The sequence below is a fragment of the Flavobacterium sp. ZT3R18 genome (genome assembly GCF_007097385.1).
In the GTDB taxonomy this organism is placed as follows: domain Bacteria; phylum Bacteroidota; class Bacteroidia; order Flavobacteriales; family Flavobacteriaceae; genus Flavobacterium.
Window position 1 is genome coordinate 472,358 of record NZ_VJZS01000001.1, and the last position, 15,022, is coordinate 487,379.

The 15,022-nt window shown below is 34.5% G+C and carries 10 protein-coding genes; 6 read left to right on the top strand and 4 right to left on the bottom strand.

Annotated elements, in window-relative coordinates:
• Positions 1 to 330 precede the first annotated feature (330 nt).
• From FNW52_RS02080 to FNW52_RS02105, 6 genes are all read left to right on the top strand, one after another.
• Positions 331 to 909: an RNA polymerase sigma-70 factor gene (locus FNW52_RS02080; RefSeq protein ID WP_143375757.1), complete on the top strand. Its 579-nt coding sequence runs from the start codon at positions 331 to 333 to the stop codon at positions 907 to 909.
• Positions 910 to 1,111: 202 nt separating this feature from the next.
• A complete protein-coding gene (locus FNW52_RS02085; protein ID WP_143375758.1) occupies positions 1,112 to 2,053 on the top strand; it encodes a FecR family protein in 942 nt (313 codons plus the stop codon).
• A gap of 127 nt (positions 2,054 to 2,180) precedes the next feature.
• A complete protein-coding gene (locus FNW52_RS02090; RefSeq protein WP_143375759.1) occupies positions 2,181 to 5,573 on the top strand; it encodes a SusC/RagA family TonB-linked outer membrane protein in 3,393 nt (1,130 codons plus the stop codon).
• 21 nt (positions 5,574 to 5,594) lie between these two features.
• Positions 5,595 to 7,130 carry a RagB/SusD family nutrient uptake outer membrane protein gene (locus FNW52_RS02095; protein ID WP_143375760.1) on the top strand — a complete coding sequence of 512 codons (1,536 nt, stop codon included), beginning with the start codon at positions 5,595 to 5,597 and terminating at the stop codon, positions 7,128 to 7,130.
• Between the two features lie 177 nt (positions 7,131 to 7,307).
• Positions 7,308 to 9,134: an alkaline phosphatase gene (locus FNW52_RS02100; RefSeq protein ID WP_143375761.1), complete on the top strand. Its 1,827-nt coding sequence runs from the start codon at positions 7,308 to 7,310 to the stop codon at positions 9,132 to 9,134.
• Positions 9,135 to 9,290: 156 nt separating this feature from the next.
• On the top strand, positions 9,291 to 10,280 hold the full coding sequence (locus FNW52_RS02105; RefSeq protein ID WP_143375762.1) for a phosphatidylinositol-specific phospholipase C: 990 nt from the start codon (positions 9,291 to 9,293) through the stop codon (positions 10,278 to 10,280).
• A gap of 67 nt (positions 10,281 to 10,347) precedes the next feature.
• Here FNW52_RS02105 and FNW52_RS02110 read toward each other — a convergent pair whose 3' ends face one another.
• The 4 genes from FNW52_RS02110 to FNW52_RS20635 all read right to left on the bottom strand — a co-directional run bounded on the left by FNW52_RS02110 (position 10,348) and on the right by FNW52_RS20635 (position 14,949).
• Positions 10,348 to 10,887: a DUF4136 domain-containing protein gene (locus tag FNW52_RS02110; RefSeq protein WP_143375763.1), complete on the bottom strand. Its 540-nt coding sequence runs from the start codon at positions 10,885 to 10,887 to the stop codon at positions 10,348 to 10,350.
• A gap of 31 nt (positions 10,888 to 10,918) precedes the next feature.
• Positions 10,919 to 12,028 (bottom strand): hypothetical protein, encoded by a 1,110-nt coding sequence (locus FNW52_RS02115; protein ID WP_143375764.1) that lies wholly within the window; start codon positions 12,026 to 12,028, stop codon positions 10,919 to 10,921.
• A 31-nt stretch (positions 12,029 to 12,059) separates the two neighbouring features.
• Positions 12,060 to 14,036 (bottom strand): urocanate hydratase, encoded by a 1,977-nt coding sequence (locus tag FNW52_RS02120; protein WP_143375765.1) that lies wholly within the window; start codon positions 14,034 to 14,036, stop codon positions 12,060 to 12,062.
• A 736-nt stretch (positions 14,037 to 14,772) separates the two neighbouring features.
• Positions 14,773 to 14,949 (bottom strand): DUF5522 domain-containing protein, encoded by a 177-nt coding sequence (locus FNW52_RS20635; protein ID WP_185965894.1) that lies wholly within the window; start codon positions 14,947 to 14,949, stop codon positions 14,773 to 14,775.
• Positions 14,950 to 15,022 lie beyond the last annotated feature (73 nt).

Below are 15,022 nucleotides of genomic sequence, written 5' to 3' on the forward strand. Positions count from 1 at the left end.
TGTATTTTAGAGCAAGCCCTTATAATGCAAATATATTCTTTTTTAGAGAAACAAGACTATAAATCATTTATTTTTTTGGAAGTGCTGGTGGGTATTCAGGGGGTGCACGACAGATTGATTTTATTAAATTGTTATTCTATTATTTTTTTATTAATGAAAGGGTAACTTCCTGTACCTACCCTTGCCGTTACTTTGCGAGACATATATTAAACTACTTAAGAATGTATTATATGTCACCACTAGATTCGAATTTTTTTCAAAAGTATGTAGAAGTAGTATTCTTCGTTATTGCAGGAATGATTAGTATGAAATCTGTTAAAAGGGGATACCATGTTTAAAGAGCGTACTGATGAAGAATTAGTTGTGTTGTTACAGCAAGGTAAGAATAAGGCATTTGATGAATTGTATCTTCGGTATCGAGATTTGTTAGTCAACTTCGTTTATAGACGGGTGAAGTCTGTTTCTGTTGCAGAGGAAATTGTTCAGGAAGTTTTTGCCAATCTCTGGGAACGCAGAAAAGTACTTGTGATTCAAAAAAAATTCTCTTCCTATGTATATACTTCTGTTCGTTATGTAACTTTAGATTATTTCAAAGCTAATACAATAACAGAAGAGTATGTGCAGGAGGTAGTCGATTCCTTTTCTAGTTCGATGAAGAATTCTACAGAGGATTATATTTTTCACGAAGAATTACAGGAGGCACTCCAGAAATCTACAGCACTTTTACCCCCTAAGGCCAAAGAGGTTTTTATTCTAAGCCGTTATAAAAACTACACCAATAAAGAGATATCCGTAGAGCTCAATATTTCTATAGAAACGGTAAAATATCATATTAATTACGCACTCAAATTTATGCGTTCAAATTTAAGAGAGTTTTATTTTTTGACTCTGTTCTTTTTTTGCAAGTAAAAATAACCCCGATCAAGATGTGTAAGGTAGTGGTGTATAGTTGATTAGTGGCTTGTTTTGGGTGTTTTGATTTTTGATGAAAACACCTGAATTATTAAATTGTTATTGATTCTCGTTAAGTCTTAACACAATCGTAACCTTGCCGACCTAACTAAAAAGCGCAATTCCAGGACATTATATTAACTAGGATAAAGATTCTAAAATGACAGATAAATTGAATAAAGCAGTAGAAAAATTCTTGCAAGGCAAACTTTCGCAAGAAGGAGAAATGATCTGGAATAGTTGGTTTCTACAACCAAATGTAGTTCTAACAAATGATGTGACAATCATTTCTTCTTCATCAGATTTGCAAAAAGAGATTAAAAGTATTAAAAGAAAATCTTTTAGACTGTTTGGTTTAAACTATTCGCAAATACAAATGGCCGCAGCTGTTATTGTAATCATAGGTTTGGGTAGTTGGTTCAATTATTCTACAGCTATAGAAAATTTGTTGTTCCCATTGGTTTATGAAAAAAGTGTGACACTGTCTGGTGAAAATGCTACTATTCGTTTGAGTGATGGTACTCTTATACATCTCAATGCCGAAAGTGTTTTAAAATATCCAAATAAATTTAGTGGAAATACTCGCGAAGTTTATCTAGAAGGAGAAGCTTTTTTTGAAGTAGCCAAAGATAAGAAACATCCGTTTATAATTCATTCTTCAAAAATGGATACAAAAGTAGTAGGAACCAGTTTTAATATACTAGCCTATCCTGATCAAAAAAATCAAGAAGTATCAGTAGTTACCGGAAAAGTATCGGTAAGCTCTACTGTTACCAAGCAAAATGTATTGGTATTTCCAGGTCAAAAGGCTACAGTAGAAAAAGGAACGAATAATTTAAAAGCATATTCTCAGATCAACATATCTACTATAGCTTCTTGGCGCAAAAATATTTTGGTTTTTGAAGATGTGGCTGTAAACGAGGTTGTTGCGACAATGGAAAGACATTATGGTGTTAAAATAAAAATTCAAAATGAAAGTTTGCAAAATCTTATAATCAACGCCAGTTTTGAGGAAGCTGAGCCGGAACAAGTTCTTAATTTACTATGTAAAAGCATTGACGCTTCTTATAAGCAAGAAAAAAATAGCTATATAATAAAATAATACAAATTAATTAAAACTAAACATTATGTAAGTAAAAAAAGTCTTTTTAAAAACAAATGATAGAATGCGAAAAGGAATTAAGTTAAAATTGAAACCACTTTTAAAAAATAAATAAATCTAAATAATTATGAATCTAAAACTAATACATTTTTTAAAATGGAATATAGTACGAAAGATTGTTGTTACAAATGCTATAATGGCGCTATTAATTATAGTTACAGGTCAAAACGCCTATGCAAATGTAAAAAAGAATGAAAATTTTAAAAATTTAACTTTAAAGATTGAAAATGAGTCAATTAAAGTAGTTTTTAAAAAAATAGAAAGTCAATTAGATGTTCATTTTATATATGAAGCCTCTCAAGTAAATAATTCGCAAAAAATAAGCTTAACTGTTAATAATCAGGGTTTATCGCAAGTAATGGACAAAATATGTACTTCACTTTTGCTAAACTATGAAATAATTGATAAAAATATAGTGGTGACTAAAGGGCAAGTCATCAAAAAGAAAACCAATGGTAATTTGATTATTTCAGGTAAAGTAGTGGGAAAAGATGATGGACAACCTTTACCGGGGGTAATTATAAAAGTCAAGGATTCTAATATTTCAACTTCAACAAATTTTGATGGAAATTTTACAATTACCTTGGATAATCCTACAGCCATATTAGTTTTCTCCTATTTAAGTTATGTAACCCAAGAAGTGTTTGTTGACCAATCATCTGCCAATTTAAATGTTAGTTTGGTTCTAGATGCGAAACAATTGCAAGAAGTAGTGGTTATGGGATATGGAAGTGTAAAAAAAGCTCAAGTTATTGGAGCCGTTTCTAGTGTTTCTTTAAAAGAAGCTTCAAGTAGAACCTACAATTCAACAGCCGAATTATTGCAAGGAACGGCTGCAGGTGTTACCGTTATTAATAGTGGTGGTGATCCTACATCTCCTCCAGTAATTAATATAAGAGGTATTGGTTCATTAAATGCGGAGAGTCCGCTATTAGTGTTGGATGGAATTATTTATAGTGGGTCAATTAATAACATTAATCCAAATGATATTGAATCGATTAGTGTATTGAAAGATGCTGCTTCGGCTGCTATATATGGTGCTCGTGCTTCGGGAGGAGTTATTTTGATTACAACCAAGAAAGGAGCTTCAGAGCGTGTAAACATAAATGTGAATTTTCAATCAGGAATTCAAAAAGTTGCCAATAAGCTAGAAGCTTTAAATGCTGCGGAATATGCAGATGCTATGAATACCGCTAGTGATAATGCAGGTTTGCCAAGAATTCCAGCTTTTGATGTGAATAAGGAGCCTTCTGCTCGTTCGACAAATACGGTATGGATGGATGAAATATTTCATTTAGGAAAGGTTATAGATTTCGCAGCTTCTATTGATGGAGGGAATGATAAATCAAGTTATTTTGTATCAGGTGGCTATCGTAAAAATGAAGGGATCTTATTGAATACTTTTTCTGAAAGATATACGGCAAGAATAAATTCGACATATAAGTTGTCACCCAAAGTAATGATAGGCGAAAATTTTACGTATTCGTTAACTGATGGGCAAACCGCCAACACTGCCAATGGTTATACAGGAGCTATTCTATCTGCCATTTTTTATCCTCCTAATGCAACAATTTACAAGCAAGATGGTTCAGGTCAATATGGAGGTGTGCCTACCAAGTATGTAGGGTCTTATGGGGACGTAATAAATCCTGTCGCTTATTTGAACAGGTTAGACAATAGGAATCCTATTTCAAATATTTTAATTAATCCTTATCTTAATTTAGAAATTGTTAAAGGACTCTCATTTAAATCCAATTGGGGTTTTACTCGTATTCAAAATGATAACAAAATATTTAATACTAAAATTACAGAGCCGGGAAAAATTTTCGATTTCAACCAGTTAATTCATTCGTGTAATACGTTGACAGATTTGTTAAGCGAACAAACCCTTACATTTAATAAAAACATTGATAAACATAATTTTTCTGCTTTAGTAGGTTATACGTATCAATCTACTGAACAGGAATTTTACAGTGTAGCAGGTACAGGTTTTGATAACGAAGACCCTTCTCAACGTTATTTGCTTAATGCCAAACTTATAGAACAACAAGGAGCTGGTAATATTCAAGAAGTGGTTATCTCTTATATAGGGAGATTAAATTATTCGTTTAATGATAAATATTTGTTTTCTGGAATTGTAAGAAGAGATGGAACATCAAAATTAACTTTTCAAAATCGTTGGGAAGTGTATCCGTCAGTTTCGGCTGGTTGGATAATTACAAAAGAAGGTTTTATGGAGAACTTAAAACCAATTATTTCTAACTTAAAATTACGTGCAAGCTGGGGGCAATTGGGTAATTTAGGAAGCTTAGGCCCCTATCAATTTAGTGTGCCTCTCTCTCAAAGTTCTTCTTTGTTGGGAGCAAATCCAATAATTAATTATGGGTATTCTGAAAAAGAATTATCAAACCCTGATTTAAAATGGGAGAGTTCGGAACAAACGAACGTAGGATTAGATTTTGGTTTTTTTAATAATAGCTTGTCAGGTTCTCTTGATTTTTTTGTAAAAACAAACAAAGATATGCTTGTTCGCGACCAATTACCTGGTGTTGCAGGTACTCCGTTAGGGCGTATCGTAAATTCGGGAGATGTTCAAAACAAAGGTGTCGAATTGAGTCTTGGCTATAAGAAATCATTTGGAGACTTTAAATTTGATGTAAATGTGAATGCTGCTTACTTTAAAAATGAAATTGTTTCAATCAAAGAAGGTTTGACTAATCTAGAACCACTAAATGCTCCTAGAGTACGAAGTTTACCACTAGCGAATATATATCAAGTCGGAAGTTCTGTGGGTGCTTTTTATGGGTTTTCAACGGATGGGTTGTTTCAATCGGATGCAGAGGTAAATGCATATAAAAATGATAAAGGCGTAGTGTATCAGCCAAATGCAAAAGCGGGTGATATTAAATTTAAAGATATAAATGGTGACGGAATAATCAATAATAGTGATCGTGTAATATTAGGAAGTCCATTTCCTAGTACGACTTACAGTTTAAATTTGAACATGAAGTACAAACGATTTGACATGAATATCTTCTTTCAAGGGGTATCTGGTGTAAGTGTTTTTAATGCGGTGAAATATACTGGGTTAAATGCCTCTTTTCCAGGTTATAATTTATTGGCAGAGTCTAAAAATGCTTGGTCGCCAGAAAACACCAATACCGCTATACCTATTCTTTCGGCCAAAGATAACAATAACAACTTTGGACGAATTTCTGATCTTTATATTGAAGATGCTTCCTTCTTGCGATTAAGAAATGTTTCTTTTGGTTATACTATTAATGAAAATTGGCTGAACAATAAAGTAAAGGCTAGAATTTTTGTTACCGGTCAAAACTTGTTTACCATAACTAAATATTCTGGAATGGATCCCGAGGTAGGTATCAATAATTTTGGTGTGGATTTAGGTCGTTACCCCTTGTCAAGAATATATATGACAGGTGTTAATTTAACTTTTTAATAAATAATAAATTTTAATAAAATGAAAAAAATAAGTCTTTTATTTTTTGGCTTTATCCTGTTTTTCTTAACTGTTGCTTGCGAGAGTGATTTGGATTTAGTTCCTCAAGGGGCTCCTTCTAGTGCTAATTTTTGGAAAACACCTGCCGATGCAAAGGCAGGAGTAAACGCTATTTATGGATTGTATAGTGATGATAATATGTATGGTCGTGGTTTCTTTTGGTTGAACAATGCAAGTGATGATATTGGCACAAAACCAAGACAAAATGCAGAGCGTATCAAAAATTTTATTGTTGATGGCTCAGAATCTGACACCAAAAACATTTGGGGAATTCACTACGAAATTATGAAACGTTGTAATGATGTAATTCGTAATGTTCCAAAAATAGCTATCGATGAAGCTACTAAAAACAAAATGCTTGGCGAAGCTTATTTTAATCATGCTGTAATGCACTTAGAACTAGCTTATCGTTATGGTGATGAACGTGCGGGGATACCTATTCAAGACAGAGAAAACCCTGCGAATATTTATGTACCTCGTGCCAAAAATGTAGCCGAAAATTACGCTTACATTGCCAAAGATTTAATCAAAGCTTCTGAATTATTACCCTATTTCAACGAAATCACTGCCGATAATTATGGGCGCGCTCATAAAACGGCTGCATGGGGATATTTAGTACGTACCTATTTGTATGCTAAAGATTGGGACAATGCTATCAAATATGCGAATATGATTGTGGTAAGCGGTAAACATGCTTTGTTGCCTAATTTTGAAGATGTGTTTAAAATTGCCAACAACTGGTCGCCAGAGTACATTTGGTCAGTAACCTCAAGTGCTTCTAACACTAGTTTAGGTTCTATCTTCGCCGGGGTATGTTTAGAAGATAAAGGTTGGGGAGCTTACAATGGTTGGGGGAATTTTTATCCTACAAAAGAGTTGTTTGACTCGTACCAATCAGGAGACAAAAGGCGAAGTGCTACAATCCTTCAAAAAGGAGATAAATTTAAGTATTTTGGTGAAGAAGTAACATTCAATGAAGGGAAATATGTTGTAAGTTCTAGCAACAGAACAGGATACCAGTTCAAAAAATACATGGAGCCATTCAGTTATGCTAAAACAACTTCAAATGGTGTAGATATTCGTTATGTAAATGCCAATGGCGACAAGCCTTCTACTGCTCTAAATTTACCTTTGTTACGTTATGCAGATGTAATTTTGATGTTGGCCGAAGCCAAACTAATGAAAGGACAAAATGCAGATTTAGAAATCAATATGATTCGGAATCGTGCTGGTTTAATAAGTATTACTGGAGCAACAATGAAAAATCTAAAAATAGAAAGGCGTTGTGAATTAGCAGGTGAGTGGACAGACCGTCATTTTGACCTCGTTCGTTGGGGGGATGCACAAACCGTTTATGCGCAACCTTTGCATCATTATGACGGAACTGTAATCTATCCAGGGCGTAATTTTAATCCAAAAATCCACCATGTTTGGCCAATACCACCAGATGAAATTGCAGTAAGCAAAGGAAAACTACCTCAAAACGAAGGATGGTAATTCATAAATTTTAGTTAGTTTTTTTGTATTTTGGTGAAACCTCCAGGTTATTTTCACAATAACCTGCTGAGGTTTTAAATGAAAGCAAAAACAATAAATAGGAAACCGATTATTCTATAAAATGATCGGTTTCCTTATTAATTACTTCTCGATAATCGCACAAATACAACTGTCCTAATGAAAAAAATAATAACCCTTTTTTGTCTCCATATTCTAATGCCTTTATGTGCTCAAGAATATAGCTCTGCTAACATTCATTCGCATAACGATTATTCTAATAAGCTTCCTTTTGTAGAAGCCTTTAATAATGAAGTTGGAGTTATTGAAGCTGATGTGTTTTTGCTTAATAATGATTTGTTTTTAGCTCATACGGCAAATGAAATTTTACCTAATTACACTTTAAAAAAAATATATTTAGACCCTCTTTTGGATAAAATAAAAGCGCTTAAGGGGTATCCTTATAAGAATGATAAAACTTTGGACATAATGATTGATGTAAAGTCTGAGGCAGTTAGTACTCTAGATGTAATTGTCAAACAATTAAATGCATACCCAGAAATAGTGTCTTGTAATGCAATACGCATAGTAATATCAGGAAATAGACCAGATCGTACATTATGGCAAAAGTATCCTAGTTTTATTTGTTTTGATGGAAGAATAAGCGAAATCTATACTTCTCAACAATTAGCTCGGGTAGCTATGATAAGTGAAGATATTAAAAATCAGACAGTATGGAATGGGAAAGGAGTATTGGTGCAAGCCGATTTAGATAAAATTCAGACTTTAATTAGAGAGGTTCACAATAAAAATAAAAAAATCCGTTTTTGGTCTACTCAAGATAATGTGAATACTTGGATTACGCTAATGGGTTTGAAAGTAGATTATATAGGTACCGATAAAACGAGTGAACTTTCTCAGTTTCTCAGTAATAATAAAAAATTTTCTTATAATAATACAGCATTCTATAAAGCATATATTCCTAAAAATATTTCGGAACCTTTTGTAAAAAAACATCCTAAAAACATCATTTTACTCATAGGGGATGGTATGGGACTGACCCAAATTTATGCTGGGTATACTGCCAATAAAGGACAGTTAAATATGTTCAATATTCCAACACAAGGCTTTTCGATAACAGAGGCATCAGATAGTTACATTACGGATTCCGCAGCTGGAGCAACAGCAATGGCTACCGGTCACAAAAGTAAAAATCGATTCTTAGGCGTTGATCCGTCAGGAAGCCCCTTAGAATCTATTACGCAAAAATTAGCCAAAAAAAAATATCAAACTGCGATTATCTCTTCGGGCAATATTACAGATGCTACACCCGCTGGGTTTTATGCTCATCAAATCGATAGAAGTTTTAATGAGGCTATTGCAAATGATTTTTTATCGAATCCATCAGATATTTTAATTGGTGGAGGAGTAGAAGAATTTACAAAACGAAAGGATGATATAAATCTAGGAGAAATATTGAGGAAAAAAGGATATACTTTTTCCATTCAATGGAAAGCAATTGATACTATTCAAAATAAACGATTTGTTCTACTAGATAATGAAGCTGTTGTGTCTAAAAAAGCAGGAAGAGGTGATTTCTTGGAGAAAGCCTTTGAAAAAACGTGTAATTCATTTTCTAAAACCTCAAAACCATTTTTTATTATGGAAGAAGGAGCGCAAATTGATTATGGAGGCCATCAAAATGATTTAGAGTATGTGATTCGGGAAGTTTTAGATTTTGATCAGCTAGTAGGGAAAGCTATGGCGTTTGTTGATGAAAACCAAGAAACCTTACTTATTGTAACTGCCGATCATGAGACGGGCGGACTTACTTTAATTGATGGAAATTCTCAAACGGGCTATGTTCTTGGGGATTTTAGTACCAATGATCATACTGCGGTTACTGTTCCGGTTTTTGCCTACGGCCCTGGTGCTGAGAACTTCAAAGGCGTGTATCAAAATACGGCCATTTATTCTAAAATAGTTGAAGTCTTGTCTTTAAAATAATACATTTTTTGTTTACCGCTACAATACAACTTACTTGTGATGTAGCGGTTTTTTCATTGGGTTACAATTATTTAACCATTTGGTAATTGACTTCGTACTACCTCTTTGATTAGTTTTTGAGACTATATTGATAGTATAATCTTAATTAATTATTTTATGAAAAACTATGTGCAAAATTTAGGAATTGTTATTTGTATGATTGGAACGATGTTGACTTCCTGTGAAACAAGTCCAAGTGATGAAATTCAAGCCGCAAATGTCGAATCAACTATGGTTGGAAAACAAATCAAGAAAGGGCTAACTGCTAAAGTGGCCAATTACACTATGTCTAATTGGATGGGAGCATTAGATGAGAATTTAAAATTAACCGCTTTATCTATTCCTGGGACTCATGATTCTGGAGCTAGGTTTGAATCTTTTTCAGGAACTGCGATTTGTCAAAATTTAACAATTGATGAACAGCTTAAAGCTGGTGTACGGTATTTAGATATTCGCTGCCGTCACTTGGATAATAATTTTGTAATCCACCACGGGTCGGTTTATCAAAAAATAAATTTCACGAATGTATTAAACAGTTGTTCTTCTTTTTTATCGCAAAATCCTTCAGAGACAATTATCATGTCTGTCAAAGAAGAGTATGACGCTTCTGGAAATAATCGTTCATTTGAAGCGACTTTTGATTCGTATTGTAATCTAAATACAAACTTATGGTTTATGGGAACTACAGTACCAACACTAAAAAGTGCTAAAGGTAAAATAGTATTGTTAAGACGCTTTTCTGCTTCGTCATCAAAAGGAATTGATGCTTCTTTATGGTCTGATAATACTGTTTTTGATATTATCGGCACACAACCGATTAAAGTACAAGATCAATATAAGGTGCCTGATAATGAAACTAAGTTTAACCTAATTTATGCTTTAGCAGAAGAAGCCAAAAACGGAAATGATTCAAAATTATATCTTAATTACTGTAGTGGTTATAAGCCAGGTTTTTTTGGAATTCCTAATATTTCAACGGTTTCAAATTCAATAAATCCTAAAGTAACTTCCTATTTTGAAACTAATCCTAAAGGACATTATGGGGTAATTATAATGGATTTTGCAGTAGCAAGTCGAAACAGCTTGGTAGTAAAGACAAACTTTTAAAAGGTATAAACTTCGGATAAAAACATTTATTTAAACAAATAAGCCTACAAAAACGTAGGCTTATTTATTATTTTTTTGGAAGTGTCGGTGGGTACTGAGCCAAAATTTGAGAGACAATGTTATTTACGATTTCGTCTTTTCGATCCATGTTTTTAGAGAGCGTTCCGGTCCCTTCTCCTTGCCAAATTAGTTCTTTCTTTTTGGCATCGATAAGGTCTATATACAAAGTACCTTCTGTAGAGGTGCTAACGGTGGTTTGTCCGCCATACATATAAGGATTCCATCCCCATCCCCATCCGTATCCCCAACCAGAATTGAATTGGTTTACACTAATTTCTTCGCGGGATTTAGTAAATATATTAACTAATAAATCAGGATTCTCACTTTTGGTCAATCCTTTGGATTGTAATTGTTGGTCGATAGCGTTTAGAATTCTTTTTTTGTCCAATTCAGAAATTTCAACTTTGTCAATGCCTGATTTCATAAAGGCAAAAGTTTTGTACTGTGCAAAATTGGCTGATTTGTCATAATCAGAATATACTCTTACGGAGTCGCAAGAGGCAACTATGAAAAGTAACATTAAGGGTAAGAATTTAAATGTTTTCATGATTAATTTTATTTAATGATTAGTACTTCGGTTAATCTTCATCAAAATCCATGCCGAAATTTGTTAAAAAATCATCAAAATCGTCCTGCTGGTTTGATTCGTAAATTTCGTTTAATATAATTTTGAATGTTTTTGTTTTCTCGACATCAATATGCTTTAATGCGGTCATTTCTGAGTTTTTGTCAAGCGTTTTTTTGTATTTTTCTATTTTGGTATTGATGCCTTTTTCAGACGGAGCGTTAAACTGGTAGTAAAAAGCGGTGTCGCCAAAATGAAATTTCACACGATAGGTTTCGGCTTCGATTTCGGTTATTTTTTTGTTTAATTGGGCAATTATATTTTTCTGATTTTTTTCTGTTATTTCTAATTCAATGGTATTCTCGGGATCTATTTCTAGCCAAAGCATCAACAATTCGTAATAATCTCTTTCGTCCCAAGCTTTGGTAAGCCGTTGCATTTGCTCCTCTTTTACCGCTTTTTCGCTTTCTGATTTGTACAAATCGGGGTGTGCTAATTTGGCTAATTTTTTGTAAATTTTTTGAAAATCAATGTCGGTTTTTTCTATTTTTTGTTCTTTCTCAAATTGCTTTTGGCGATCTTGCTGTTCTTTTTGTTTGGCTCTTATTTTTTCTTCAAATTGTTTCTTGAAGGCAGGGTCGTTTATTTTGTCAAAATCTAAATCACCTTCTTCAAAATCCAAATCGAATTCATCCATCATTAACTTGTAGCTTTCTTGTGCCAATTCCTTCTCATATTTACTCATGTTTTCTTTTTGAAACGTGATAAATTGGTCAATGGCGTTTTGTAGCGTTTCGGATTTATAATCGTAATTAGCCAAAGTTTCTAACTCTTCGTTTATAATGCCTGCTATGGTTTCTTTTTCCCATTTGGCAAAACTTTTCATACCGTACTTTTTTATCAACAAAATGATAAATTTTTCTATGGTTTGGCACAAAAGTTTTTTGGTGTTGGTCGTTTTTTCATCAACCAATTCCCGAATGGTTTTTATTTTTTTATTTAAAGTTACAAAATCGGCGTTTAGCTTTTCTATTTTTTGAAGTTTTTTGCTAATGTCTTCAATTTTTTTATTCTTTTTTTCTCCAGATTTTTCTTGAAGTATGACTTTTAGTTCGTTGTTCATTGTAATGTACAGATTGATTAGCTTCTAAATACTAAAATAAATTTTCGTCAACAAGATTCGGAAGGGTTACTTTCAACAAAGGTTCGGCTTCCATAGCTCGTTTTATGGCAAAAACAGCTCCTTCGTTTCTAGCCCAACTACGTCTTGAGATCCCGTTATTGACATCCCAAAAAAGCATAGAAGCTAAACGTCTTGAAGCGTCTTTGCTACCATCTAGCACCATACCAAAACCACCGTTGATAACCTCTCCCCATCCTACGCCCCCACCATTGTGTATAGAAACCCAAGTGGCGCCACGAAAACTGTCCCCAATCACGTTTTGAATCGCCATATCGGCTGTAAAACGAGATCCGTCATAAATATTAGAAGTTTCTCTGTAAGGTGAATCCGTTCCCGAAACATCGTGATGGTCACGGCCTAAAACTACGGTTTCTATCTCACCTTTGGCAATAGCCTGATTAAAAGCTTCGGCAATTTTTACACGACCTTCTGCATCGGCATATAGGATTCGGGCTTGAGAACCCACAACCAATTTGTTTTCTTGTGCGCCTTTGATCCACTGAATGTTATCCTGCATTTGTTGCTGAATTTCTATTGGAGCCGTTTTGGCCATTTCTTCTAATACTTGGCAGGCAATAGCATCAGTTTTGGCTAAATCTTCCGGTTTTCCAGAGGCACAAACCCAACGGAAAGGCCCAAAACCATAATCAAAACACATTGGCCCCATAATGTCTTGCACATAACTCGGGTATCTAAAATCAATATTATTTTCGGCCATAATATCGGCTCCGGCGCGAGAAGCTTCCAGTAAAAAGGCATTTCCGTAATCAAAGAAATACGTTCCTTTAGCTGTGTGTTTGTTGATAGCCTTAGTATGACGACGCAATGTTTCTTGTACTTTTTCCTTGAATAAATCAGGATTGTTGGCCATCATATCATTGGCTTCTTCAAATGAAATTCCAACCGGATAATAGCCACCAGCCCACGGATTGTGAAGCGATGTTTGGTCGGAACCCAAATCAATATGCATGTTTTCTTCGTCAAATCGTTCCCAAACATCTACCACGTTTCCAAGGTAGCCGATAGAAACGGTTTCGTTATTGGCTTTCGCCAAAGCTACTCTTTGCACCAATTTATCAATATCTTCAACTACTTCATTAATCCAACCTTGACTGTGGCGAATGTGAGTGATTTTTGCATTTACCTCGGCGCAAACCGTGATGCAACCTGCAATATTTCCTGCTTTCGGTTGTGCGCCACTCATTCCTCCAAGACCAGAAGTCACAAATAAACCTCCTTTTGGACTGCGTTTTATTTTTCTAAAACCATTCAAAACCGTAATCGTAGTTCCGTGTACAATACCCTGTGGGCCTATGTACATGTAGCTTCCTGCGGTCATTTGCCCGTATTGGGAAACGCCCAAAGCATTCATTTTTTCCCAATCATCGGGTTGCGAATAATTGGGGATTACCATTCCGTTCGTAACCACAACTCTCGGTGCTTCTTTGTGGGAAGGAAACAATCCCATCGGATGTCCTGAATACATCGTCAATGTTTGCTCGTCGGTCATTTCCGATAAGTATTTCATCGTCAATAAATATTGTGCCCAGTTCGAGAAAACCGCTCCGTTCCCACCGTAGGTAATCAATTCGTGCGGGTGTTGTGCCACCGCATAATCCAGATTATTCTGTATCATCAGCATAATGGCTTTGGCTTGCTCGCTTTTTCCAGGATATTCCGAAATTGGACGGGCATACATTTTATAATCGGGACGCAAACGGTACATGTAAATACGACCGTAAGTCTCTAGTTCATTGCGAAATTCAGGAATCAACTCAGCGTGATGCTGCGGCTCAAAATAACGCAAAGCATTACGAAGCGCTAGTTTTTTCTCGTCGTCAGATAAGATTTCTTTCCGTTTCGGCGCGTGATTGATGTTGGCTTCGTACGCTTTTGGTTGAGGTAATATAGATGGAATTCCTTGTTGTATTTGTTCTTGAAAAGTCATGTTTTTTGTTTTAAAATTTAAAATTAATCGTTCTAATGAGCAACATTTTGGCGTGACCACAATAGAAAAAGGGGCTGATTTAGGAGGGTCGTGAGTTGCCCCTTTTCTCCCGATAGCTATCGGGACGGTCGGGCTTCTCGATAATTATCGGGACGTGCTACTTTGGTAGCTTACTTCTATCCCTCACGCACATCCCGTAAATCAAGACCTTTTTTGGAAAACCAGAAATGACTTTTTCAAAAGGTGTCCTATTATTCAATCGTGTTTGTTGCTTTTTTATGTACTAAAAAAAGTGACCACTAGGGATACCGTATATCCGACCTGTGGTAGGATTTATGGATTTTAATTTTATATTTTAAAGAAATGGTGTCCATTGCTGTTATTGAATGATTTAATGTTTTAAGAAGTATGCTTTATCTAAATTGTCTTTCGCTTTTGAATTGCCTTTAAGCTCTAGCTCAATAGCATTAAGTTATGAGTTGTAATACCTAACAGGTTAAAAAAAACCTGTTAGGATTGCGTTTCCTAACAGGTTTTTTTTAACCTGTTAGGTATTAATTCCGTTCCATTTTTTCTTAATCCTTAATAATATTGATCAAAAGCCATTAAATAGTATCGCTAAAGCAGGAGGCAATTCAATGCTGTTTGAAATAAATCTAGAAATTATAAATTTTAAAAAGGCGCAATCTTAAATCTAAATTCGGCCATCTGCAGTCTATACTCTATTCTCTATTTTCTATTTTCTAATTCCTCCAGTTTTCTTATCAAACCCATAAGGACAATGACGACAACCACTTTTGCAACAATACCCTCTTTTTAAATGGTATTTTTCGGTAAAACATTTGTAACCTTCGGGAGTGTAATAAAAATCCTCTCCTTCGGTTAATTTATTTTCATTACTTTGTTCCGCCATTCTGTTTTATGCTTGAAGATTTCTCTTTTGGAGACCTCTGTATTTTGAAATTCGCTACTAGGCGATTGTTTTT